Below are 23,863 nucleotides of genomic sequence, written 5' to 3'. Positions count from 1 at the left end.
TTAGCATGAGTAGTTTTACAGGCAAAGCCGAAACGGATGATAACCACCTACTGAAGTAGGTGGTTTAGGGCTGAAAATGAAAAAAGCGAGCATGATGCTCGCTTTTATTTTTCCAATCTCTTAATCTTAAACCGCTCTAAATGAAACAGACAACTTCGGCGCGTTTATTTATCTTTTTTGAACACGACCCACTTTAACGAGCCATTGGTTTCAAAATCGTTCTCAGCGGTACACATCAGTAGTACGCCTTCAACATTAATCACGGCCCCTGTGGTGTAGGCTTTATCATCGTAGTAACAGATACGCTGACCTACCTTACCGTCAGCAACTATTAGCGCTTTGTTTTCTGGTGTACTGTATGATTTAGCAAAAACGGAACCCGACAGCAGTACTGCAAAAACACCAGCGGTAAAAATAGATACACTTTTTAACTTCATGAAAATCTCCCTCAAACCTCAATAATACTAACAAGGACCCTTGTGAAGTTCTTGGAAGAATCTCATATTATTCAAATATCTACTGATATTTTTCTCACCTCTACGCTTGAATCTGCTTCACATTCAATCATTTAATTTATCTCATTTTAGTAAGCTTGAAGTTACTTAGCGCAGTAAAGAAGCGCACACTTTTAGCGTGCATCTCTAATTTGAATATTTAAGTTATGAATCAAAAACTGTGAGCAAAAAATGCATAATAGGTTTATTTAAGTATAAGATAAGCACCTGTTGATCTCGGTATTTAACTAAATCTTTGACTATGCGTTTTGTTTCCCTATGCCTTACTTCAATCCTGCTCTGCTCGTCTCCTTTGGCATATGAGCTAGATTACTATTCTAAGTTTGGTCACATCGATAATTACGGCAATCTTGATCTTAGAAACAAGCCTTACACCCAACTCCCCTCTGGCCTAGTGGTAAAGGGCAACTTAAACATCTCACAAACCCCTATCAAAACCTTGCCCAAAGGGCTTGATGTTGAAGGCAGTCTGGAAGCAACTAACAGCGCACTCAAAGTTATTCGCTCAGGAACAAAGATAAAAGGCTATGCAAACCTACTAGGTAGTAAGATCGAAAACTGGCCTAAAGGCATAAAATTAGGCGGTTACCTAAACCTGACAGATACACCGCTAAAAGCGCTTCCAGCTAAACTTCGAGTAAAAGGTGATCTAAGTGTTATTCGCACTCCCATTTCTGATCTTCCTGAAGGATTAGTGGTTGATGGTAATCTCTATATTGGAGGATCAGCGCTGAAAGTATTTCCAGACACAATGACGGTGAAAGGGAATATCTATTTAGGTGGTAACAGGATCACAAAATGGCCCAGCAATTTAACCCTTGGTGGTGCCGTCGCACCTTAAAGAGCAGATAAACAAAAGCCCCGGCAGACCGAGGCTTTAAGGCATTCTGAATCAACGAGTTCAGTGACGAAGATTACTCTTGGTTATTCACAGGATTGGCATAGCTCGCCACCAAATAAGGTCTTGCTCCTTCAGGTAGCTGATCCAACTTATCCGAGAGATGACGCTTAACCGCTTCCGTAATGATGCTCGAATCTTCATGCCCAGCAGCTAACAAGTTGATTGGGTACAATTTGTAGTTGTTGTGAATTTGGCGGTCGATTTCACCAGCAAGAGCTTCCGGCGTTTCAAACTCTTGCTCAATCACATCACCAAACGCAACATGTACACGGCCTTTATAGCCAACGATACCTTGAATGATGCTTTCGATATCTTCAAATTCGCCTTTTTCATAGCGGCCATTTTCTGCTTTTTCGTACAGCTCTTTTGCTTTGGCAATGTCACATGGATCATTTTCATAGGCAATCGAGACAGGAACGATTTTCAGAGAACGCGTGTACTCACCAAAACTGATTTTTTGTTTACGACCTTCAACATGGAACATTTTTAAAATCGCAGGATCAGTAAAGTCGTTTCCATCTTTAGCACGACCTTCCTTTTGGGCAATCCAAATTGAATTGCCAGTATCAAGCGAATGTTTGATATAGCTTGACAGTTGTCCCAATGCTTTCATCATTTCTCTAGGCGCCTTAGCAGAGCGCTTAACGATGAAGCTCTTATTGAGTCGCATCAATTCTGTCGCACATGGCTTCTTCAGCAGGTTATCGCCAATCGCTATACGAACTGTACGGTGCCCACTTTGGTACAAGCCATAATTTACGAGCGCAGGGTCCATCGCAATATCACGGTGGTTAGAAACGAATAGGTATGACGTGTTTTTATCCAGCTTATCCAAACCAGAAAAAGTGACGCCATCCGTTGTCTTATTCAATGTATCTTTCAGATACTTCTTCACTTCAATCTGAATTGCTTCGACAGAATCAAGCTTGCTCCACTTGGCTTTCAGGTAGATTCGCAGGATCGGGCTCATTAGCGTTTTGAACCACGCTGCTTTATTAGCAAAGCGATGTTCTAGGATAGCAGTGATAAATTCATCATCTTGGATTAGACGATCCAGCGCTGCTGGAATTTCTTCGTCGTTGTAAGGACGAATTTCAATATAAGGATCAGTATTGGCTGTCATTGTTCATTACATATCAAAAAAAGCTGGCACATTTTACGCATAGTTTTGCTGACAAGCAGCATTTCAACCCATACTTTTAACATGGTCATACCAGTTAAGCCACCATTTATCATGCTAAAAAATTCTCTCAGCCAGTTGGAATCGTATGGGTTTAACGTTACCCTTAGCGCCAAAAAACACTGGTACTCATAATGAACTACGCAATTGAATTTCACGACGCTAAATACCCCTTTCTTGATGTAGCTGCGCGTAAAAAAGCACTGAAGCACAGTCTACTATCTGTCATCGAAGGGTTAGCCGTCATTAAATTGGGTAAGCAGGAGTATGCCATTGAACCAGGCCAATATTTTTGGATTCCTCAAGGATGTTTGAGCTCCCTCACCTTTTTACCTAATTCTCGTGTATATCGTTGTGATTTTTCTGTGCGTTTAAATGACGACTTCTCACAACAGGCGGGCTTTGTGAAGCCTTCACCGCTACTCAAAGCGCTCGTCGAGAAGCTAGCAACAACTGCCGAACGCTCGGATCTGCAAACCGATCTACTAACAGTAGTAAGACATGAAATATTGACGCTGTCTCCTAAACTAGCGCACTCAACGTTAACGAGAACCATCAATCAATGGACTCCTGGCTGTGACATGAATATTTCTAAAGAGCTTTGCTTGGTACTAACACTACGTGAAGCAAGAAAAATGAAACTGTCTGGGAAGAAGGAAGAGCAAATTGTTGACTCTCTTTTTGCTGGTAACACCGAAGAATATGAACAGCTTTGCTTTTTAGTCTTTGGAGAAGCGCTATAACTTGCTCTTTAACAAGCTACGTTTTCAGCATTACGTAGAGTTACGGATACAGAAAGTAGAGATTCAAGTAAAAACAAAAAGGGCGTACATTGATAATGTACGCCCTTTTTTCATTTGCTTGAGATGTCTAGAAAGGTACTTCTATCTGCATCATCCAGTCAGCGTCATAATATTCGTGCCAACGATAATCAAACCGCATTCTTGGCTGTCCGTCTGATTTATCACCAAAACCGACGCTGAACATCAACCCGTGACTACGAAGCCACTCTTCTGTATCCATTTTACTCTCTTCGTCTCGGAGCTCTTCCGGCATCCAAAAACCAAGACCAAAGTAATTCTTTTCTAAGTTTTGAGTTAGAAGTGGGGTCTCTTCCGGCTTAATCGCCCACTCCTCCCAATAGTTTTCTGTTGGTCCTTCAAGCTTCGCTTCCGCTGCATACCAAATCAATGCTTCAGTACTTAACACGCCGATGGAATCTAAAATTTCTTCACAGATTGGAAGAGTGTTATCTTCAAACACCACGGAACGATCAGAAAAATAGTTACACGCGGAATGAGCTTGTGTCACCACAAGCAGCGCACATGCACTAAATAAAACGACTCTGACCATGAAAATCTGACCTCTCAGTTCCCAGACAATGTTTCTCTGTATAAGCCTTTACTAAGTAATAAATCACGTACGGAAGGTGTTGTATAGGCACCGATCTCTTCACCCTCGGCCAATGCTTTGCGAATATCTGTGCTTCTGACTTTTACTTTTTCAGGACATGCCATAACAGTCCAACGTTCCGTAATCTCTTCAGCTCTACTAAATTTAGCAAATTTGAAGAAATTATCAGGACCAATGACAAAAGTTATATCGGCAGTTGGGTAGATTTCTTGAGTTTTTTCTAACAACGCATAGGTCGTCACACTTTGTCCAGGTTGGTATAAAGCTTGCTCTGTATCAGAACGCTGAACATTAGAAAGCCCCATATCCTTGATGAACGCATCAACCATTTTGCACCGAGTTGGGTAATCAAGCATGTTCTTGCCCCAAGCGTGTGCAATGCTTGGCTCAAGTAGCACAAGATCAAAGTGGCTCAATGACTCAATAACACTTTTATGCCCTAAACTAGGTGGGTTAAATGCACTACCAAAAATGGCGATTTTTTTCATATCCGGTGATTACCTGGTTGAAGAGAGTTTTCTAATCTGATGATTTCGGTATGATACTACTAATCTTTACAGCTTTTGACCCTAAAGTCGCGTTTAATGAGCCTCAACTGTATGGTTTATCACCATTTGAGCAAATGTGCTTTAGAGTCTGAAATATTTGCAGGAAAAGGAACCCTAAATGGAACAATCCATCCGTGACGAAATGCGCGTACTCCCTTCAATTGATCCGCATTTTGAAATTGAACGCCGTGTCGCTTTTATTAAGCGTAAATTGCAAGAAGCGGGCTGTAAGTCTCTTGTTCTTGGCATCAGCGGTGGCGTTGACTCAACGACATGCGGTCGTTTAGCTCAGTTGGCTGTAGACCAACTGAACGAAGAAGCGGGCAACAACAGCTACCAATTTATCGCAGTTCGCCTGCCTTATGGGGAGCAAAAAGATGAAGATGAGGCTCAGCTCGCTCTGTCTTTTATCCAGCCAACCCATTCTGTATCGGTAAACATCAAAGCAGGTGTTGATGGGCTTCATTCGGCTTCTCACGTTGCATTAGAAGGTACAGGTCTTTTACCAACTGATGCAGCAAAAGTCGACTTCGTAAAAGGCAATGTAAAAGCGCGTGCTCGCATGGTTGCTCAATACGAGATCGCGGGCTACGTAGGCGGCCTTGTTCTTGGTACTGATCACTCAGCAGAAAACATCACTGGTTTCTACACTAAATTTGGTGATGGCGCTTGTGACATGGCACCATTGTTCGGATTAAGTAAGCGCCAAGTTCGTGAAGTGGCTGCTACATTGGGTGCACCTGAGCAACTAGTGAAGAAAGTGCCAACAGCAGACTTAGAAGAGCTTGCTCCACAAAAAGCAGATGAAGATGCCCTAAGCCTAACTTACGAGCAAATCGACGACTTCTTAGAGGGCAAACCTGTTCCACAGCAAGTTAGTGACCGTCTGGTAGCGATTTACAAAGCAACGCAGCACAAACGCCAGCCAATCCCGACGATTTACGACTAAGCGATATTTTCAGCTCTCTTTAAAACTCAAAACGCTGCTAAAAATAGCAGCGTTTTTTTGTCTAGGAACAGTTTTTGTCGAAGGACAAAGTTGCTCTCGCCTAGTTGGTTACTGTTACGTCCGTCTCTGGCACAGCACAACACGCCAATACGGTTCCCAGTGCACGTTCCTCATCAGTCAACGCGGGCACGTCCGGATGATGTACTTGACCCGACGTAAGCTGAACTTTACAGGCACCACATAAGCCAGCACGACAGCTATTGCTAACAACCTTCCCTGCGTCTTCAAGCTGATCTAACAACGTTTTCTGATTATTCCCTACAACTTTCGTCCCATTGAAATCGATCGCTATGCTCTTCTCTGGTCTTGAAGTGACTGAAGATACGCCAAACGCTTCTTGATGGTAGTTTTCTTCTGGCAGCCCTTTTCTTAGCAGGAGATTTTTCGCTTTCTCCATAAAACCATCAGGACCACACACAAACACTTGGCGCTGTTCAACATCTTTGATTTGCTTAATGTGTGACAAACTTAAACGCCCTTTCAAACCAAACCAATCAACAGCAGGTTGCGTTAAACAGACTTTTACTTCTAGCCCTGGGTGCTCACGCTTTAACTGCTCCAACTCTGAGCGACAAGGAATATCATTCTCGGTGCGACATTGATGGTAGAAAACCACGTTATCCAACTGATTGTGATCCGCTAAGTAACGCACCATTGATAACATTGGTGTTACTCCGCTACCCGCAGAGAGTAACAGCAGAGGCTGCGCTTCATGCGTTTTAAGGTGGAACTGACCGTCAGGTTGTTCTGCCTCTAAAACATCACCGACTTGTAAGTTGTCTAAGAGTGAGTTAGAGACTCTTCCACCCGCGATACGCTTTACAGAAATAGCATAACGACCCGGGCGAGAAGGACTGGATGATAAGGTATAGCGTCGACCCACTTTCTTACCATCAATATTCACCTCTATTGGCAGGTGTTGTCCTGGCAAGTAATTAGGCAACGAGCCTTTGTTTGGCTCTAACCATAAGGTCACAAAGTCTTGGGCAATTTCTTCACGCTCAACACATGTAAGCTTCATGCGCACTGGCGAGTTATCTGCGTAAAACTCCGGCTCTTTGTACTCCAATACTTCAACTTTATCGCCTTGACGAATAATGCCTTCATTTCGCGCGACAAGATTCTGGCCAAAGAACACACCACCGACATCGTTTGCACGGAACTGTTGCAAGGTTTTGAGCGGCTCTTTGCTCTCACGGAATGTGCCTCTTTGGGTATTCACCGTAGTCAGGATACAGCGCTCGCAAGGTTTGAGAGACTCAAACTCTACCTCACCGATTCGTATGCGCTTCCATGAATCTTCTTCAAATGGTTTAGTATCAGAGACAACTAAGTTAGTACGAAACTGATCCATTGAGTGTAGTTCTGAACTTCTTCGGTTCAGCTCATCAAGTGAAGCTTGACTGATCACTAAAACCGGATAACCATCAGCAAAACTGACGTTTTGACCTAGCTTTTCACGGACACGATTCGATTGCTCACCACTAAATAACAACTCAACGCGCAGCCCCAACACACGACTAAACCAGTCATCTGCATCATCTGTCGTGGTATAGGCAGTAAATGTATCTTTCCAAACCGTTGCAGGTGTCTCCTGCATTTTGAAATCTTGGTAACGGATTTTAAGTGGCTCCATACCCAAACTACTAAACACCACTCCATCGGACAATAGGGCAGACTTAATGGTTACCATTTGCGGATACTTTCGCGCAGTGATCATCGAGCCATCAGCTTTCGCAATCATAAAGCGACGATCGAAGCTCAATCCTTGCTTCTCAACCCATACGGACGACAGCGATAATCCGCCAACTGACTTAACCGGAAAAACATTAATTTGGGATAAAACGGGTTGCGACATGGCCTTCTTCCTACGGGTGTTTTTTATTTGTTGCGGTATTGTATACTCAAATCACATTAAGTTGCAGAGTCTACTGCCTCTTCATCCATCGCAACTTTCTCGAAACCATATTCTTATAAATTTGGTTTTAGTGACAAGTATTTACTACACTCAATATTCGCGTTTTTTAACACCGTTCTGACCAAATACCGTTTGATAAAGTGTGATACGACACACATAATTCACCCAAGTTATCACTACTCCCATTTATCGATTTGGAGCTTAATTATGGATACAAGAAAACTGGTTCTGATTTTGTTATGTATCTTTCTTCCGCCTGTCGCGGTGTTTATGGAGAAAGGTCTAAATAAAGACTTTTTGATTAATCTAATATTGACGTGTTTCTTCTTTCTACCAGGTACGATCCACGCGCTTTGGTTAACAATGAAGTAACCACTTACACTCTCACTCTTTATAAAATTGAAAAATGGGATGAAATATGAGGGCAATTCCTCTATCATCCTGTCGCCTAAGCGCAAGCGTTTGCTCAAAAGCAAATACGGCGCTTAGGCTCCAATCAGACAACTTTTCAATGGTGGGAGCAATTAATGACAACACTGACTATCACTCGTCCTGACGACTGGCACGTTCACTTACGCGATGGGGAAGTTCTTAAAGACACCGTTCGCGACATCAGCCGCTACAATGGCCGGGCGCTGATTATGCCAAATACCGTCCCACCTGTTACTACAACTGAGCTCGCCCTAGCCTACCGTGACCGAATTCTCAAAGAGCAACATGGCGAACAGTTTGAGCCTTTAATGGCACTTTACCTTACAGATAACACGACACCAGACGAAGTACGTAAGGCTAAAGCAACCGGAAACATTGTTGCTGCCAAGCTTTATCCTGCAGGCGCTACCACAAACTCAGATTCCGGTGTGACCAATGCGAAGAACATTTATCACGTTTTAGAAGCGATGGAAGAAGTCGGAATGTTACTTCTGGTTCATGGCGAAGTAACACATCACGATGTTGATATCTTCGACCGAGAGAAAGAATTCCTTGATACTGTCCTCGCTCCTATCGTCAATGACTTCCCTAATCTTAAAATCGTACTAGAACATATCACCACCGCCGACGCAGCAAACTTCGTTAGCAACGCCTCAGACAACGTAGCGGCTACCATCACTGCCCACCACCTTCTTTTCAACCGTAACCACATGCTTGTGGGTGGTATTAAACCTCATTTCTACTGTTTGCCAATTCTTAAGCGCGGAACCCACCAGCAAGCGCTGATCGAAGCAGCAACTAGTGGTAGCAAGAAGTTTTTCCTAGGTACAGACTCAGCGCCACATGCGAAAGGGGCAAAAGAATCGGCTTGCGGTTGTGCTGGTTCTTACACTGCACACGCAGCGCTAGAGCTTTATGCAGAAGTCTTCGAAAAAGAAGGCAAGTTGGAAAACTTGGAAGCTTTCGCAAGCTTCAACGGTCCTGATTTTTACGGCATTGCACGTAACAAAGATACGGTAACGTTAGAAAAATCCGCTTGGGATGTGCCAGAAACGATGCCATTTGGCAATGATATCGTTGTGCCTATTCGAGCAAATGAACAGATCGAGTGGAAAGTGAAGTAAGTACTTTACTGACATTTCACCTATAAAACAGGGTCATGCTTTTTGTAAAAAGAAGTCATGACCCTTGTTATTATCGTCTCATGTTTTAGATGTGATTATTGACCACGAAGCTTTTCAACCATCGTCCATACCGCAACCACAACCAACCCCGCCACAAAGCCGATAATACCGTTCAATAAAATAGGCAAAATGGCTGTAGCAACCGAATGACCACTAAAGTTCATAATAATCGGCTCTACAAAGTGATGAATGGCTGGCACGTTGTGCACTACAATTCCCCCACCCACCAAAAACATCGCAGCAGTTCCTACAATGGTTAACAACTTCATCAACTTTGGTGCAAAAGCGACCAAGGCCCCTCCGACTTTCGCCACCCAACCTTTACCGTTTGAGCGACTCTCAAGGTAAAGGCCTAAATCATCTAGCTTCACAATCCCAGCGACTAGTCCATAAACTCCAACCGTCATAATCACTGCAATTAAACTGACAACTAAAATTTGCGTAACAAGACTGGCTCCGGTCACGGTACCTAACGCAATCACGATAATTTCTGCTGAAAGGATAAAGTCTGTTCGAATTGCACCAGAAACTTTACGCTTTTCATACTCTTCTATCGACTCGCCAGTATTAACTAGCTCCTCTTTTTCTTCGTGCGGATGCGAGTGAGGAAACACTTTCTCAAGTACTTTCTCTGCCCCTTCAAAGCAGAGAAATAAGCCGCCAATTAGCAATAATGGCATGATAAGCCATGGAATAATGGCGCTAATAAGTAAAGCAGAAGGAACCAAAATCAATTTATTTTTGAATGAGCCTTTTGCAACCGCCCAAACCACTGGAATCTCTCGCTCAGATGCAACACCAGACACTTGTTGAGCGTTTAACGCTAGATCATCTCCCAACACACCTGCGGTTTTCTTTGCCGCCATTTTTGACATTAAGGCGACATCATCAAGCACCGTGGCAATATCGTCCAACAGTGTGAGTAAACTTGCTCCAGCCATTTTTTGTCTCTTATATGAAATTGAGTAAGTAACAAAATGTAACACCAATGAATAACTCATCAAAGTGATGATTTTGCAAAGAATACCACCCCAAATGGTGTTTTATATTGCCGTAAAGATAAGACAGGTCTAGTCTTGTGATACCTTTCAGCAGTCAAAAGAAAAAGTATAGATGAAAAGTGGATACATTTACCCGATCGGTACTCCTGGCCAACCTTGGAACGAAGAAGAACGTAAAGCTTGGTTAGCAACGCAAGAAGTAAAACGTAGCTACCAAGATGAAGTCGTCAGTAAAATCGATGCCCTACGCGAGCGTTTTGATGTTGAACAATATGGTGCGCTCTCATACAACGAGGCACGCTTCCCTCTGTTTTGTATCAAAACACGCAATTGGGATTCAACTAAACCTGTTGTGTTGGTCACAGGCGGCGTGCACGGTTACGAAACCAGCGGTGTACATGGCGCATTAAAGTTTGTAGAAACAGAAGCAGAGCGCTATGCAGAGCATTTCAATATTGTCGTTGCACCCTGCGTAAGCCCTTGGGGTTACGAGGTGATCAACCGCTGGAATCCAAACGCGATTGATCCAAACCGCTCTTTCTATAAGGATAGCCCTGCCGAAGAGTCCGCTAATCTCATAAAGCTAGTTGCAACTTTAGGCGATGTGTTAATGCACATTGATCTACATGAAACGACAGATTCTGACGAAACTGAGTTCCGTCCAGCCTTAGCTGCTCGTGATGGTATTGAGTACATTGAAGGTATGATCCCAGATGGCTTTTACACGGTGGGAGATAGTGAAAACCCTCAGCCTGACTTCCAAAAAGCGGTCATTGAGTCAGTTGCAAAAGTGACTCACATTGCACCAGCAGATGAAAACGGCGAAATCATTGGTTCACCCGTCGTACAGTTTGGCGTTATCAACTACCCAATGGTAAAACTGGGCCTGTGTGGCGGCGTAACAAATTGCGTTTACGGCACGACAACGGAAGTGTACCCAGACAGCCCAACGGTGACCGACGAAGAATGCAACGATGCACAGGTTGCAGCCGTAGTTGGTGGTTTGAATTACGTACTAAGTAAGCTCGAATAACACAGGTTAACAATAAAGCAACTGACGATGTCTTTGAATTGTGAATCAGCTTTACTTTGCTCCAAAAGCAAGTTGAGACATTAATCCGCTAGTTTATTAGAAATTACCGCATTAACATCGCTAACACTGAAGATGCGAAGCATCACGACTTTATGACGCTATTTTAATGCGGTATCTAATAAATCCTAAAATACAAACGACATCTAGACATCATCGTCACTACTAACTCCTCTTCCTGAACAAACTATCGTCATACCATTTAAATCAAACCTCAACCAACGAGCTTCTGAAGCGAAAAACATCCTTAAACAATAAGAAAGCTTAATGCTCTTTGGCTTTATTTTTTAATCACTTACCCAAAAGCACATGCATTAGCCATTGCCTTGTTTTTTATACGCGATTGATCTTTTTAGAGAAACACATATGAACTTCATTGCTTAACCGAAAAAACAAAGATATAATGAAAATAATTATCATTTGTATTTTAATTTTAAATCGAGAACCTCTTTCTCTTTGCATTGAAAGCGGCACTTTTCTTTTGCTAGTTAATCCAGTTTTAAAGCCAAATCAGCACGTTGAATTTTTAGGTATGGCCTAGTGATACTTTGAGGGCTGGATTGTGACCTTAATGTTTATAAAAAATAACTTGGTTATGTTTTGTTGGAATTTAGAACCTATATGCGAATAGATATTCATTATTCGTATTCCATCCCCAAGTCATAAGTTAAGAGAAACTCACTTTATTTTGGGGCAGATTCTGTATGAGTATTCACGTAGTAAGCCTGTTTTTTATACTGTGCTTAACTTCAATTTTCGTCGGCGCAAACCAACTAGATTGGTCGTTATTGCTGACCATGGATGACAAAGCTTGGCTACCGATTACTGCTAGCAGATTACCAAGGCTAATCGCACTAATTCTTACCGGATCTGGTCTCGCAATATGTGGTGTTATTCTTCAACATATTGTTAGAAATCGTTTTGTTGAGCCGGGCACCACAGGCGGTATCGATGCGGCAAAGCTCGGTATTTTGGTATCTATCGTCATGCTTCCATCCTCAGACAAGCTTGAACGTATGCTCTTCGCCGTACTATTTTGCTTCGCCGCTGGCCTTATCTACATTGCCATCGTACGAAAAATTAAATTCAGTAACTCTGCGTTAATACCTGTGATTGGGCTTATGTTTGGTAGTGTACTAAGTGCTATAGCGGAGTTTTATGCTTATCAAAACAACATCTTACAGAGTATGTCCGGTTGGTTAATGGGAGATTTCTCCAAAGTGGTCCAAGAACACTATGAAATAATTTTCTTGATTTTACCCATCACCCTACTGACTTACTTATATGCACATAAGTTTACTGTGATGGGAATGGGCGAAGATGTTGCGTCCAACTTAGGAATTAATATTGCGTTCACTGCCGCCTTGGGTCTAATGCTAGTTTCCGTGACAGTTGCTATAACAGTGGTGACCGTAGGTGCCATTCATTTTATCGGTTTAGTCATACCTAACCTAGTCGCACTAAAATATGGCGATCACCTTAAAAACACCCTACCAATCGTTGCACTAGGCGGCGCTTCGTTACTTATTTTTTGCGATGTCATAGGCAGAGTTGTTGCCTTTCCTTTTGAAGTCCCAATTGGATTAACAGCCAGTGCTATCGGGGGAGTCATGTTTCTTGTGTTTCTTTTGAAAGGAGCACGAGTATGAGATCACATTACTCAAACATGCGAGTGAGCATTATACTCGTTTGCATACTGTCTATCGCCTTTATCTTTACAAGCTCTGGGTGGGATTTTGATTACGTCATCCCTAAGAGGCTGATTAAACTTGGTGCCATAGTTATTGGGGGCAGCTGCGTGGCCATCTCTGCTGTTATTTTCCAAGCTTTAGCTGGTAATCGTATTCTTACGCCATCCATTATGGGATATGAGTCGGTTTATCTGGTTTGGCAAACCCTACTCTTATTACTAGGGGGCACTTCTGGCATTGCTACATTAGGTGTTGTCGGTAATTTCGCTGTCTCTGCAATACTCATTCTGTTGTATTCCTTAGCGATTCAATCTTGGGTACTCAATAGATTTAAACATGACATGCACCAAGTTCTGCTGATTGGCTTTGTTTTGACAATGGTGCTGACAACTCTTGCTCAATTTATCCAGCTCAGAATAAGCCCTGGAGAATTCTCTATCCTTCAAGGGCTCAGCTATACCTCGTTTGAGCGAGCGAAACCTTCTACGTTACTTTTTTCCAGTATTGCGTTAAGCGTTTTGGCACTCTTTGCTAACAGATGGTCACGCGAGCTAGATGTGATAGGTCTAGGTCGAGACCAAGCGATGTCATTAGGACTAAATGATAAGCAATATGTACCAAAGTTCTTTGCTGTAATCGCCATTTTAGTAGCAATTTCGACGAGCTTGATTGGCCCAACGGCTTTTATGGGAATTTTTATTGCCAATATTGCTTATTCCGTTACTAGCGCACCGAACTACAGACACATATTGCTCGTTGCTTGTGCTATTGCAATTGTCATGTTCTTGTCTGGTCAACTTCTGGTAGAGCACTTATTTAACTTTAAAACCACCGTCTCTATTTTGGTGAATGTCCTTTGTGGGGGATATTTCCTAGCCATCACGATAAGAACAAGAAGCCAAATATGAAAACTGTTACTCGCCTGTTTAAAGACAACTCACTGACAAAAAGGAAATACCCCATGTTTAATAGCCCCCTACGTTTGAGTATCGCGCTTGCTTGCTGCGCTCTAGGAACCTTATCAGGTTGCGAGCCGGAAATAACTAAAATTGAAGATACTCAGCCATTAGAAAAGCTCATCGTGATTGAACACAATCTCGGAGCAACTACTATTTCTCATCGCCCTCAACGAGTGGCAGCATTAGATATGAACGAAGTGGACTTTTTAGATCAGCTAAATGTTCCAATCTCAGGAATGGTGAAAGACTTTGTTCCTCACTTTCTAGCGAAATACAAAGACACACCTGAGATAGCGGATCTTGGTGCGATAGTTCAGCCTAATATGGAAAAGATCTATGCCCTAAAACCAGATCTCGTATTGATGACTCCGCTACATGCTAATCAGTATGAAGAACTCTCTCAACTCGCTCCGACTTTACATTTTGACATCAACTACCGTAATAGTCGTGACCATCACGTCGATACCATTAAGAAACACCTTGTAGAGCTTGGTGAGATCTTTGAAAAGCAGGAGCTAGCCCAACAGAAAGTTGCCGAAATCGATGCAAAAGTCGCAGAAGTGCGCGCTGTTACGAAAGAGCGTTCTGAAAAAGCTTTGGTTGTCATGCATAACAATGGTGCTTTCAGCTCATTTGGCGTTGAGTCTCGTTATGGCTTCGTTTTCGATGTTCTGGGGGTAAAACCAGCGAGTGAAAAAGTGGAGACAGGTTTGCATGGTCAGCCAATTTCTAGCGAGTTCATTAGCCAAGCTGATCCAGACATTCTTTACATCATTGATCGAACAGCAGTAATGGAAGGAAAGCCTGTCATTGATGCGGAACACTTAGCAAACCCACTACTCCGTCAAACCAAAGCATGGAAAAACGACAACGTCGTTTTTGTTGATGCCGATGCTTGGTACATCACTTCAGCAAGCATCACATCTCTGAAAATCATAATTGAAGACATCCTAAAAGGTTACCAAAGCTAAATCTAATAACAATGAGTTGGATCTTAAGTAATTCAACACTCAATCGACGTCAGAACGGATGTGAGCTAGCCCAAACAAAGAAAAGGAATCTATAATGACTCATGACTATCATCAGATAGCGATGGACTCTTCACAGAAAAACAAACCAAGCCCGTGTCATATCGCCCTCTTTATTTCACTTCAATTTAGTACTTTTGTCGTACCAATTAGTATCGCTCAAGCTGAAGAAGTCGTAGATGAATCAATGACAGTTTATGGTGAAGCAAACGGAGTTTATGCCGCTGGCAAAGTTTCTCACGCGAGTAATATGGGAATGCTTGGCGACAAAAACTTCATGGAAACGCCTTTCAATACGATTGGATACACAGAAAAACACATTCAAGACCAACAAGCACGCGATATCTCAGATGTAATCTCAGCTTCTGATCCCTCTGTTTTCACCAGCGGTGAAACCGGCTTAAACAAAGAAAGTTTCAAAGTAAGAGGTTTCAACTCAGACATTAGCGACGTTATGTTTAATGGATTGTATGGTATCGCTCCTTATTACCGAACCTCTCCTGAAATGTATCAACGTATTGATGTACTTAAAGGTCCTGCTTCTTTGCTCAACGGTATGCCACCGAATGGATCTGTTGGTGGCACCATCAACTTAGTGACAAAAAGAGCACAAGAAACACCAATCACATCTTTCACCGGCAGCTACTTATCGGACACTCAATTCGGAGGACATATCGATATTGGACGTCGCTTTGGTACAAATGAAGAATTTGGTATTCGTTTCAACGGTGCATTTAAAGATGGAGACACCGCGATAAACAACCAAAGCAACAAAACTCAACTTGCATCATTAAGCCTTGATTGGCGTAATGACATTGCTTTCCTTGAAGCAGATTTTTACTACAGTACAGAGCGAGTTGAAGGTGCAAACCGTGGGTTAAGCATCGCTTCTGGTCTCAAAATCCCATCATCTCCTCCATCTGACACATTATTGACGCCAAGTTGGGCCTACAATGATAGCGAAGATAAAGGGATGATGATTCGCGGGGAGCTAAACGTTAGTGACTCTGTAACTGTATACAGCGCATTGGGTGGTAGCCGTACAGATTTTCATTCAAATGTACCGCAACGAATCAAAATCATCGATAACGAGGGTAACCTAGAGGTATCTCTCGGATCAGTTAAGCTTGAGAACAAACGGACTTCAGGTGAGATAGGTGTTCGTAGCAACTTTGACACTGGCCCAGTAGAACACCACCTTGTACTGAATAGTACTTACTTTAGAGAAGATAAAAATGATTCTCCAACTGGTAATAATAATCCAGCCCCTTGGAACTCGAATATTTATGATCCTGTTTGGGGACCAGAAAATTCAGTTTACGACAACTACTATGGTTTACCTATCGATTCAACTCAGGTCAGCTATGGCATTGCCGATACGTTATCTTTTGTTGATGGGAAATACCAAATCACGCTCGGCTTGCGTTACCAGAGCATTGATTATGAATCTGGAATAATAATGAACGGAATGTCGCTTCCTACCACCAAGTTTAAGGAAAGTACTTACACTCCCGCACTTGCAGCATTATACAAAGTTTCGAGCTCAGTTTCGCTTTATGGTAACTACACCGAAGGCTTAACGAATGGGAAAACAGCAGGCTCTAGCGCTGCAAACGCAGGAGAGGCTTTTGAACCCCAAAAAACCAAACAGACTGAAGCAGGCGTGAAGCTTGACCTGGACGGCTTTGCTCATACGTTCAGTTTATTTGAGATTAATAAGCCAAATGGGTACCAAGATCCGGATACCAACATTTTTTCTTTCGGTGGTGAACAGCGCAATCGCGGTATTGAATGGGGGTTCTACGGCACACTATCAAAGGACTATACACTCATCGGTGGTATCGCCTATACAGATGCAGAGATTACAAAAGCAACAGATGTGACAGAGGAGGGGAAACAAGCAACTAAGCTACCCGATTTACAAGCTAAACTCGCATTAGAATGGAACCTCCCTGCGATGCGTGATCTCACGCTTATCGGCCAAGCGAACTATATGTCTGAACAATACATTGATGCACAAAACACTCAGGCATTACCTGCACAGACTATTCTTGATCTTGGCGCACGCTACAACTCAAATATTGCTGAAACAAGCGTGGTTTGGCGCCTTAGCGTAAACAATGTACTGGATGAAGATTACTGGACAACCACCCACTATGCGGACCTAGCTCTTGGCGCACCACGTACAGTGATGCTGTCAGCTACTGCGGATTTCTAATCCCTCCACCTCCCCTTTAGCCTGCCTTCTAAGGGGGACTTACTCCCATTTGGCTGTTCATGAAAATTCACAACAAATCAAAGGAAGTACTCATCTTCAACATTCAAGCAGACAAAGAGCTCGCAACACCTACGGCCAAAGTTAATTCAAAACATAATCCATCAACGTCCACTTCCATAGGCTTTATATGAAAAACGATAAGAGCTCAATATGCTCTACCACGTTCTCCTTATTTTCGCTTGATAGGCTAGATAAGGTGACAATATGATAAGTAAAATCAGCCAACATTACGTTACGCCTAGCTTAAAGCCATCGATTAAGAAGCTTGCTTTGGGAACGTTTTGTGAAGCACTTGCCGCTGTGGCAAAAGTTGGTGCACTGCTATGCTTGATAAACCTTATCGATAAATTTGCAAACCAATGGATTTACGGTGCCATAGGACTTTGGGCGGCTAGCGCACTTGCCTCATCAGTGGGCTCGTGGTTAGTTCATGATGCCGAGTCGCAGTTTTCCACTCGATTACGTCGCCAAGTTGCTCAGCACTTGACGCGCTTGCCAAGCAAGACCATCTCTCAATATGGTGATAATCAACTGCGTCGCATAGTTTCCGAAGACATCAGCACGCTTCACCACATGGTTGCGCATTTGCCTTCAGAACTCGTGACATTCATTGTCGTACCCGCAACTTCTATTTTTATCATGTTGAATCTCACAGGTCCGGTAGCGATGCTTACTCTGCTCCCTGGTCTAATTGCATCATTGTACTACCTACTCTTTTTACCTAGGTTCGCCGCTAAACATGGCAAAGAGCGCATGACAATAATGGGTGATATCGTTACCGCAGTAAACGACTACACAAGAGGTATCCGAGTAAATCGAATTTACGGCACGCAAGCAGGAGCACTCGACAGCTATAATGATGCCACAAGACGCTTTACTCACGGCATAGTGAAATGGGTTGGTAGCGTTGCCCTTCCAGCAGCAATTGCTACCGCATTACTTCAAGCGGTTTCGACTTTCGCAATGGCCTATACCATTGGCTATGAATTAAGTCCCGTGGCAATGGCGTCGCTATTCTTTTTTGGTTTGGCCGTCGTATCACCCGCACTGAAGCTTGGCCATGGATTGGACTACGTTAACGCAGGAAAGAATGCTGCAAAGAACATCAGCGACTTTTTACAGCAACCACAAATAGAAAGTGGCAGTTTGAGCGCGGGAGAAAAACCGCTATCACTACAAGCATCAAATATCGTAGTGGCTAATGGAACCGTTAATATTATTGATAACTTCTCCCACTACTTCCCACGGGGTTCATTTACAGCCATCATGGGGCCTAGCGGAGCAGGCAAAAGTACGTTACTACGTCTATTAGCAGGTCAAGAAACACCTCTTTCAGGCTTCGTTACCTTAGGAGGCAATCAACTGTCTAAACTCTCTGAGATATCCCGATACTCCTCCATACGCTATGTACCCCAAGATATCGGTGTACTCAAAACTACCATTAGGCAGAATTTGAAACTATCAACGCCAAGTTCAAGTGACGACGAGCTGAACCAAGCTTTGCAACAAGCTCAATTAAAGATTGACCTCAATTCTGATGCAAGCGTGCTTTCAGGAGGCGAGCAACAACGTGTCGCAATAGCTAACACATTTCTAACTCAAGCCAACGTTCTATTACTGGATGAACCAACCAGTGCTCTCGATAAAAATACGGCCTTCACTGTGATCAGAAATCTCGCGAAGTTTGCGAAAACACAAGACAAGATATTGATCATAATTACTCACGACTCAGAACTCGCGAAACTTGCAGACACTACATTGATGCTCAACAGAAAGGCTCAACGACAGGATGAAGAAGTATGACGGCTCACAATACCCTCTATTCCAATTCGACAATTCCACAAAGTGCAAAGCACCGTCTATATCGAGTCGCTATAGGTTGGGGACTAGTTGCATTATTTGAGGCAACGGCTTACACATTTCTTGCAATATCTATTGTCGAACAAGCTTCACCATTGAACGTCATAATAGCTGCTGTTCTAACTGTGATAGTTACCGTTATTGTAACTCGTTCTGGATTTCTCTCTGGTGCGAAACTGGCTGGGGATCTTTATTCATCAGTAGGTCATTCGCTCAGTAAAGCAAAGTTAGCTTGGTTTAATGATCAGCATAGAACTCAGCTCACTCAACTAGCAGAACGAGGAATACCTGGCTTTATGGCCATTCCTGCTCATCAGCTACAAACATTTTTGCACGCTCCAATGTTACCCATATTTTTAATTATCGGTATTGGGGTCGTTGGAGGAGGTGAAATTGCACTACTCAGTGCCGTATTGTTACTAGTTGCACTGCTCGTTCAGTACAAGGCGCAAAGATACCTAAGTCGCTCAGATAGCGACCGACATGACGCAGAGCTTCAAGCGACTAAATCAACACTTGAGCTCATAGATCACCTTGAGTTACTTCGCTCAACAGCGGGGCCTGAGCGCTCAATCGAGCGTATTGAACAGAGTTGGCACGCACAAGAAGAAGCTCATTCAACTATTAATCGTAACGCTTCTATCGCAACCTTAGTATCAGGATTGGCAACGATTTTACCTCTTGCAGGTATCGCCATCTATCTCGTCTTAGAGCCGATTACTCAACCCTTATTAGCCTTGGCTTTATTGATATTGATTACCCGTGCAGCTGCACCTTTGGGTGAACTCGCGTTGGCAGGCTTTGCGATTAACGACGTAAAATCCTCAATTAAAAATTACGCTCAGTTAACGAATGTCCCTGTTCTGCCTGAGCCTAATCCTCAATTTGCAACCTCCCCCAAAAACCATAAGTTCGAACTGAACCTTGTGGGCCATTTAGATCTCTTTGAAGATGCTAGCACGGAGATCAAACAAGGTGATACCGTCGTCATCAATGGAGTCAGTGGCAGTGGGAAAAGCACTTTACTGGGCCTGTTTCTAAGGTTTGATGATCCTGACCAAGGTCTTATTTCGCTCGGAGGGATAGATCTAAAGAATATCCCTTATGACGTGCTCACCCAGCATATAGCCTATGTTGCTCAGGAACCGGTCATTTTTACTGGCACATTGGCGGATAACATTCGGTTAGGTAATCCCAATGCAAGTGATTATGAAGTTGAGAGCTTTGCAAGACACGCACAATTGGACAAACTTATTGACTCATCTCCTAAAGGAATACATCAAACAGTAGGACAAAGAGGCTCAGGGTTGTCAGGAGGTGAAAGACAGAGAGTTGCAATTGCGCGAGCTCTCATTAAAAAGGCGCCAATCCTCATTTTCGACGAAGCGACGGCAGCATTAGACGAAGCAACCGAAAAAAGTATTGCTCAACATATTCAAACATTGAACTCGACCGTGATTATTGTGACGCATCGCGATCAGAATATATGGTCACCCACATTGGAACTCACGATTGAGGGTAGAAGAGTTATAGTTGCACAGTACAACTCTACTTCCTTGAAAAGTAGGGACAAATTGGCGGCTGAAGAAACTAATAACAATCAATACTTAAATCTAAGCGGTGTCAATTGAGTTTTTTTGTCACTTTAGCACATTGTATCATCTAAAGAATCTTACAGGCATGTTGTAAAGCAATGATAATAAAGCGAATTCTCAAGGTTATAATTCTGACTCAATCTGACACAAGATAGACGTAGGTCTTTCCAATACCATCAGCTTTTCGAGTCGGTCATCATACAGCGCATTGTCAATTTTTTTAAAATAGACTCTACACTTTTACAACAATCGATTCTTGTATTGCTCCGGTGTCATGCCGGAGTATTTCTTGAACATCGCGATAAAAGGGCTAGCTTGGTTATAACCTAACGTCAGAGCGACTTCTTTCACAGTCTGCCCTTTACGCAGCAACTCCATAGAATGTAAATATCGCACACGTAAGCGCCACTCAGTAAAGCTCATGCCCAACTCACTCTGGCAATGTCTCGCTAACGTGCGTTCTGTGGTATGCACTTTTGCCGCCCACTCCGCCAAACTGATCTCATCCGTCGGCGATTCTTCTACTGCTTTTAAAATCGGTTCAAGATACTTATTGTCGGTAGTCGGTAAAAAGTGATGTTCGACTTCTTGCTTTGCAAGCTGGTCCAATAACACTTGTACCAAGCGCTTGTCTTCATCAGTTTGCGCCACATTAATGTCTCGCTGACGAAAGTCCTCAATAATAGATGACACGATTGGAGTCACTTTGATCAAGCTCGTTTTAGTTGGAAAATGCGCCGTCAATTCAGGGGCAATATTCAAAGAACAATATTCGATTGGCTTACGGTTGTAGCTAGTGTGACGAATTCCGGCGGGAACCCAAATAGCAAGATGTGGAGGTGCTAGAAATCTTGTGTCTTCTGCATCCATCTCCAGAATCCCACCGCTGATCAGTTGCACTTGCCCCCAAGGGTGGCTATGAATTCGTGTTTCTGTATTAGAGAGAAACGCTTCGAAATTCATAAATACATCTGATGGCGCACGATCGATTGATAAGGAGGGGTGAAGATTTCTGGCGCTCTTTTTCAAAATTGTCTTCCTATCGCTTACGATGTCTTTTAAGAGATACTTTTTATTATAAAGACCTGCCAGACTAGCGCCATCAATAATTGTGCTATAGGGTTCTCATGATTTATTTACTTCCGTTTTTCACCGTTATGATTTGGGGTGGTAACTCAATTGTGAACAAGATGGCTGCGAGCGCCATTGAACCAAGTGCGATGAGTTTCTACCGTTGGTTTGTCGCAATGGTACTCCTAACGCCATTTTGCCTGCCTGCAATCATCAAACAACGACACATTATTCGACCTTACTTAGCTAAGTTGGCGTTTCTTGCGTTACTTGGTATGGTTCTCAACCAGTCACTTGGATACTATGCCGGTTTAACAACAACGGCCTCTAATATGGCCCTGATCACCTCTTTAGTTCCTTTGATCAGTGTGTTTTTAAGTGTCCCATTGCTCGGTAAATCTATATCAATGTTAAGTATCGTCGGTGGTGTCATTTCGCTCGGCGGCTTGGCATTTATGCTTGGTCACGGTGATATCACTTACTTTTTACATCAAGACTTAACGCAAGGTGACAGCTTAATGCTCGTTGCTGCCATGGTATACGCGGCTTATTGTGTTCTGCTAAAACGCTGGAAAATGCCATTCAGTAGTTTGACTCTGGTTTACATGCAGGGCTTCTTTTCTGTTTTGATGCTCACACCACTTTGGCTCTCTAGTGAGCAACTGTTACCAAGCCAAGACGCGCTACCATTAATCGCTTATGCTGGTATTGCTGCTTCCATTTTCGCGCCGCTGATGTGGGTCAAAGCGATTGATTCAATTGGTGCTGATTCAAGTGCTATGTTCATGAACCTAATGCCTGTGGTTTCCGTCATACTTGCTTCAACACTAATTGGTGAGAAAATTTACGCTTACCACATTATTGGTGGGTTGTTAGTCATCTCTGGCGTTATCCTGTCGCAAGTAAAAGTAAGACAGAGAAAACCATTATCCAATTCTGAGATTGCCTCTACCGCCAATTAACATCTACACCCCAAGCCACAGAACTACGCTGTGGCTTGTCACTTCCAGCGTTCGAATAAAAGTTAAAATTTTGTTTCATTCGCTATTCCCGAAAATTCATCTTGCTGCTAAATTGGGAAAACAATAACCCATCAAGGAAAGACAGATGAGCAGTGGTCAAAGAGACATTACCCTTCGCTTTTTAGCAGAACCCAGCGACGTAAATTTTGGCGGAAAAGTGCACGGCGGCGCCGTAATGAAATGGATCGACTTGGCAGCGTACGCCTGTTCTGCAGCGTGGAGTGGTAAATATTGCATTACCGCATATGCTGGCGGCATTCGGTTTGTTGCTCCGATTCATGTCGGCAACTTAGTCGAAGTTAGCGCGAAAGTCATTTATACCGGACGAAGCTCAATGCACATTGCGATTGACGTGCAAGCTAGTGATCCAAAGCAAATGAAAAACAGACTCACCACTCACTGTATCGTTATCATGGTTGCTGTAGATGAAAACGGAAAACCAACCGATGTACCGAAATGGATTCCAGAGTCAGATGAAGACAAAGCCTTAGAGCAATCCGCTATCCGTCTTATGAACATGCGTAAAGAGATTGGGGAAGAAATGGAAGCACACGTTAAATACCTCAAGTAACTGGCATCCGTTAAGAACGCTATTAAGTACCTCAACGTTACCTAGACCCAGAGTGTGGAGCAACATCATGGTTTTGCCATTTGTTTCACGCTCGCCCTTCTCTGTCATAAATCCTTCACCTAGCTTTGCTTAAATCCATCCATTATTTTAGAGTTGGATAGAGTTTGGATCTTGAGACTAAAAGAAACGACCTTAAGTGAAGAGACGTTGACCAATTTAAAAGCGGTCGAGTACCAGTGGGTGAGAACCATGTACGTCGAGGGGTATAACGAAACAGAAATTAATCATTACATTCAAACTTGCTTTGGCGGTGACGTTACCTTTGCTAATCTATTTCGTCGCGTCGCACTGCAGCAAGAAAGTTTGTACACGCTGCTTCAATACGTTGGATGCGCACCTTCCAGCCGAGAGTTTTAATCTCTTCCTTCCCTACCTCAATTTAGCTTTTTACTAAGCTCTAGTTATTTATGTGAAGTGCTACGCAGGGCATTATTCAAGCCCTGTGTAATCCATTGCAAAGCCGCTAATCTCTATCTACTTATTGCAAAATTGCCTTTAGCAGGCATAAAAAAACCTGAGTCTAAACTCAGGTTATGG

22 protein-coding genes are annotated in these 23,863 nt (G+C 43.1%); 15 read left to right on the top strand and 7 right to left on the bottom strand.

Annotated features, from left to right (window positions below; translation table 11 throughout):
• Nucleotides 1-164 precede the first annotated feature (164 nt).
• A complete protein-coding gene (locus R7P36_RS07795; protein ID WP_005375306.1) occupies nucleotides 165-437 on the bottom strand; it encodes a YnjH family protein in 273 nt (90 codons plus the stop codon).
• Between the two features lie 319 nt (nucleotides 438-756).
• On the opposite strand from R7P36_RS07795, the gene R7P36_RS07790 reads away from it, so the two are divergent.
• Entirely contained in the window at nucleotides 757-1,356 is a 600-nt protein-coding gene (locus R7P36_RS07790) for a hypothetical protein (protein ID WP_005375305.1), read from the top strand.
• Between the two features lie 73 nt (nucleotides 1,357-1,429).
• On the opposite strand, the gene R7P36_RS07785 is transcribed toward R7P36_RS07790, so the two are convergent.
• Nucleotides 1,430-2,539, bottom strand: a complete 1,110-nt coding sequence (locus R7P36_RS07785) for a 1-acyl-sn-glycerol-3-phosphate acyltransferase (RefSeq protein WP_065275430.1) — start codon at nucleotides 2,537-2,539, stop codon at nucleotides 1,430-1,432.
• A gap of 191 nt (nucleotides 2,540-2,730) precedes the next feature.
• On the opposite strand from R7P36_RS07785, the gene R7P36_RS07780 reads away from it, so the two are divergent.
• Nucleotides 2,731-3,339, top strand: a complete 609-nt coding sequence (locus R7P36_RS07780; RefSeq protein WP_167415897.1) for an AraC family transcriptional regulator — start codon at nucleotides 2,731-2,733, stop codon at nucleotides 3,337-3,339.
• 127 nt (nucleotides 3,340-3,466) lie between these two features.
• Here the strand turns inward: R7P36_RS07780 and R7P36_RS07775 are convergent, their stop codons facing one another.
• A complete protein-coding gene (locus R7P36_RS07775; protein WP_005375301.1) occupies nucleotides 3,467-3,949 on the bottom strand; it encodes a hypothetical protein in 483 nt (160 codons plus the stop codon).
• Nucleotides 3,950-3,963: 14 nt separating this feature from the next.
• Nucleotides 3,964-4,497: a nicotinate-nicotinamide nucleotide adenylyltransferase gene (locus R7P36_RS07770; protein ID WP_318122094.1), complete on the bottom strand. Its 534-nt coding sequence runs from the start codon at nucleotides 4,495-4,497 to the stop codon at nucleotides 3,964-3,966.
• 178 nt (nucleotides 4,498-4,675) lie between these two features.
• Between R7P36_RS07770 and nadE the strand changes: the two genes are divergently transcribed.
• The gene (gene nadE, locus R7P36_RS07765) at nucleotides 4,676-5,506 is read left to right on the top strand and encodes an ammonia-dependent NAD(+) synthetase (RefSeq protein ID WP_053350088.1); all 831 of its coding nucleotides are present in this window, start codon (nucleotides 4,676-4,678) and stop codon (nucleotides 5,504-5,506) included.
• Nucleotides 5,507-5,606: 100 nt separating this feature from the next.
• On the opposite strand, the gene R7P36_RS07760 is transcribed toward nadE, so the two are convergent.
• Nucleotides 5,607-7,424, bottom strand: a complete 1,818-nt coding sequence (locus tag R7P36_RS07760) for a hybrid-cluster NAD(P)-dependent oxidoreductase (RefSeq protein WP_213899135.1) — start codon at nucleotides 7,422-7,424, stop codon at nucleotides 5,607-5,609.
• Nucleotides 7,425-7,691: 267 nt separating this feature from the next.
• On the opposite strand from R7P36_RS07760, the gene R7P36_RS07755 reads away from it, so the two are divergent.
• Both R7P36_RS07755 and pyrC read left to right on the top strand, forming a co-directional pair.
• On the top strand, nucleotides 7,692-7,856 hold the full coding sequence (locus R7P36_RS07755; protein ID WP_005375297.1) for a YqaE/Pmp3 family membrane protein: 165 nt from the start codon (nucleotides 7,692-7,694) through the stop codon (nucleotides 7,854-7,856).
• A gap of 155 nt (nucleotides 7,857-8,011) precedes the next feature.
• Nucleotides 8,012-9,040, top strand: coding sequence for a dihydroorotase (gene pyrC, locus R7P36_RS07750; RefSeq protein ID WP_213899134.1), 1,029 nt, complete (start codon nucleotides 8,012-8,014; stop codon nucleotides 9,038-9,040).
• A 95-nt stretch (nucleotides 9,041-9,135) separates the two neighbouring features.
• Here the strand turns inward: pyrC and R7P36_RS07745 are convergent, their stop codons facing one another.
• Nucleotides 9,136-10,041 (bottom strand): DUF808 domain-containing protein, encoded by a 906-nt coding sequence (locus R7P36_RS07745; protein WP_017821242.1) that lies wholly within the window; start codon nucleotides 10,039-10,041, stop codon nucleotides 9,136-9,138.
• A 172-nt stretch (nucleotides 10,042-10,213) separates the two neighbouring features.
• Here R7P36_RS07745 and R7P36_RS07740 point away from each other — a divergent pair, with 172 nt between their 5' ends.
• From R7P36_RS07740 to R7P36_RS07710, 7 genes are all read left to right on the top strand, one after another.
• Nucleotides 10,214-11,134, top strand: coding sequence for a M14 family metallocarboxypeptidase (locus R7P36_RS07740; protein ID WP_005375292.1), 921 nt, complete (start codon nucleotides 10,214-10,216; stop codon nucleotides 11,132-11,134).
• 761 nt (nucleotides 11,135-11,895) lie between these two features.
• A complete protein-coding gene (locus R7P36_RS07735; protein WP_033906772.1) occupies nucleotides 11,896-12,840 on the top strand; it encodes an ABC transporter permease in 945 nt (314 codons plus the stop codon).
• On the top strand, nucleotides 12,837-13,790 hold the full coding sequence (locus tag R7P36_RS07730; RefSeq protein ID WP_053307879.1) for an iron chelate uptake ABC transporter family permease subunit: 954 nt from the start codon (nucleotides 12,837-12,839) through the stop codon (nucleotides 13,788-13,790). Before R7P36_RS07735 ends, R7P36_RS07730 begins: the two co-directional genes overlap by 4 nt.
• A gap of 53 nt (nucleotides 13,791-13,843) precedes the next feature.
• Nucleotides 13,844-14,812 carry a siderophore ABC transporter substrate-binding protein gene (locus tag R7P36_RS07725; protein WP_053307880.1) on the top strand — a complete coding sequence of 323 codons (969 nt, stop codon included), beginning with the start codon at nucleotides 13,844-13,846 and terminating at the stop codon, nucleotides 14,810-14,812.
• A gap of 94 nt (nucleotides 14,813-14,906) precedes the next feature.
• The gene (locus R7P36_RS07720; protein WP_318122093.1) at nucleotides 14,907-17,087 is read left to right on the top strand and encodes a TonB-dependent receptor; all 2,181 of its coding nucleotides are present in this window, start codon (nucleotides 14,907-14,909) and stop codon (nucleotides 17,085-17,087) included.
• A 264-nt stretch (nucleotides 17,088-17,351) separates the two neighbouring features.
• The gene (locus tag R7P36_RS07715) at nucleotides 17,352-18,950 is read left to right on the top strand and encodes an ATP-binding cassette domain-containing protein (protein WP_213899132.1); all 1,599 of its coding nucleotides are present in this window, start codon (nucleotides 17,352-17,354) and stop codon (nucleotides 18,948-18,950) included.
• Nucleotides 18,947-20,638, top strand: a complete 1,692-nt coding sequence (locus R7P36_RS07710; RefSeq protein ID WP_017821247.1) for an ABC transporter ATP-binding protein — start codon at nucleotides 18,947-18,949, stop codon at nucleotides 20,636-20,638. Before R7P36_RS07715 ends, R7P36_RS07710 begins: the two co-directional genes overlap by 4 nt.
• A 204-nt stretch (nucleotides 20,639-20,842) precedes the next feature.
• Here R7P36_RS07710 and R7P36_RS07705 read toward each other — a convergent pair whose 3' ends face one another.
• Nucleotides 20,843-21,631 (bottom strand): AraC family transcriptional regulator, encoded by a 789-nt coding sequence (locus R7P36_RS07705; RefSeq protein WP_005385013.1) that lies wholly within the window; start codon nucleotides 21,629-21,631, stop codon nucleotides 20,843-20,845.
• A 98-nt stretch (nucleotides 21,632-21,729) separates the two neighbouring features.
• On the opposite strand from R7P36_RS07705, the gene R7P36_RS07700 reads away from it, so the two are divergent.
• The 3 genes from R7P36_RS07700 (at nucleotide 21,730) to R7P36_RS07690 (ending at nucleotide 23,683) form a co-directional block, all read left to right on the top strand.
• Nucleotides 21,730-22,635 carry a DMT family transporter gene (locus R7P36_RS07700; RefSeq protein ID WP_054574462.1) on the top strand — a complete coding sequence of 302 codons (906 nt, stop codon included), beginning with the start codon at nucleotides 21,730-21,732 and terminating at the stop codon, nucleotides 22,633-22,635.
• Between the two features lie 145 nt (nucleotides 22,636-22,780).
• Nucleotides 22,781-23,266, top strand: coding sequence for an acyl-CoA thioesterase (locus R7P36_RS07695; protein WP_005375279.1), 486 nt, complete (start codon nucleotides 22,781-22,783; stop codon nucleotides 23,264-23,266).
• A 171-nt stretch (nucleotides 23,267-23,437) separates the two neighbouring features.
• Nucleotides 23,438-23,683, top strand: a complete 246-nt coding sequence (locus R7P36_RS07690) for a hypothetical protein (protein ID WP_005375277.1) — start codon at nucleotides 23,438-23,440, stop codon at nucleotides 23,681-23,683.
• Nucleotides 23,684-23,863: the final 180 nt, after the last annotated feature.

The sequence above is a fragment of the Vibrio sp. 397 genome, from assembly GCF_033339395.1.
Taxonomy (GTDB): domain Bacteria; phylum Pseudomonadota; class Gammaproteobacteria; order Enterobacterales; family Vibrionaceae; genus Vibrio; species Vibrio alginolyticus.
The sequence above is the reverse complement of the archived record's forward strand: the minus strand, read 5'-3'. Positions and strand labels throughout refer to the sequence as shown.

Coding starts and splice junctions, on each gene's coding strand:
- R7P36_RS07745 (WP_017821242.1), bottom strand. CDS start 10,041: ATGGCTGGAGCAAGTTTACTCACACTGTTGGACGATATTGCCACGGTG.
- R7P36_RS07760 (WP_213899135.1), bottom strand. CDS start 7,424: ATGTCGCAACCCGTTTTATCCCAAATTAATGTTTTTCCGGTTAAGTCA.
- R7P36_RS07700 (WP_054574462.1), top strand. CDS start 21,730: ATGATTTATTTACTTCCGTTTTTCACCGTTATGATTTGGGGTGGTAAC.
- pyrC (WP_213899134.1), top strand. CDS start 8,012: ATGACAACACTGACTATCACTCGTCCTGACGACTGGCACGTTCACTTA.
- R7P36_RS07720 (WP_318122093.1), top strand. CDS start 14,907: ATGACTCATGACTATCATCAGATAGCGATGGACTCTTCACAGAAAAAC.
- R7P36_RS07740 (WP_005375292.1), top strand. CDS start 10,214: ATGAAAAGTGGATACATTTACCCGATCGGTACTCCTGGCCAACCTTGG.
- R7P36_RS07735 (WP_033906772.1), top strand. CDS start 11,896: ATGAGTATTCACGTAGTAAGCCTGTTTTTTATACTGTGCTTAACTTCA.
- R7P36_RS07715 (WP_213899132.1), top strand. CDS start 17,352: ATGATAAGTAAAATCAGCCAACATTACGTTACGCCTAGCTTAAAGCCA.
- R7P36_RS07755 (WP_005375297.1), top strand. CDS start 7,692: ATGGATACAAGAAAACTGGTTCTGATTTTGTTATGTATCTTTCTTCCG.
- R7P36_RS07695 (WP_005375279.1), top strand. CDS start 22,781: ATGAGCAGTGGTCAAAGAGACATTACCCTTCGCTTTTTAGCAGAACCC.
- R7P36_RS07725 (WP_053307880.1), top strand. CDS start 13,844: ATGTTTAATAGCCCCCTACGTTTGAGTATCGCGCTTGCTTGCTGCGCT.
- R7P36_RS07730 (WP_053307879.1), top strand. CDS start 12,837: ATGAGATCACATTACTCAAACATGCGAGTGAGCATTATACTCGTTTGC.
- R7P36_RS07710 (WP_017821247.1), top strand. CDS start 18,947: ATGACGGCTCACAATACCCTCTATTCCAATTCGACAATTCCACAAAGT.
- R7P36_RS07790 (WP_005375305.1), top strand. CDS start 757: ATGCGTTTTGTTTCCCTATGCCTTACTTCAATCCTGCTCTGCTCGTCT.
- R7P36_RS07780 (WP_167415897.1), top strand. CDS start 2,731: ATGAACTACGCAATTGAATTTCACGACGCTAAATACCCCTTTCTTGAT.
- R7P36_RS07795 (WP_005375306.1), bottom strand. CDS start 437: ATGAAGTTAAAAAGTGTATCTATTTTTACCGCTGGTGTTTTTGCAGTA.
- R7P36_RS07775 (WP_005375301.1), bottom strand. CDS start 3,949: ATGGTCAGAGTCGTTTTATTTAGTGCATGTGCGCTGCTTGTGGTGACA.
- R7P36_RS07770 (WP_318122094.1), bottom strand. CDS start 4,497: ATGAAAAAAATCGCCATTTTTGGTAGTGCATTTAACCCACCTAGTTTA.
- R7P36_RS07785 (WP_065275430.1), bottom strand. CDS start 2,539: ATGACAGCCAATACTGATCCTTATATTGAAATTCGTCCTTACAACGAC.
- nadE (WP_053350088.1), top strand. CDS start 4,676: ATGGAACAATCCATCCGTGACGAAATGCGCGTACTCCCTTCAATTGAT.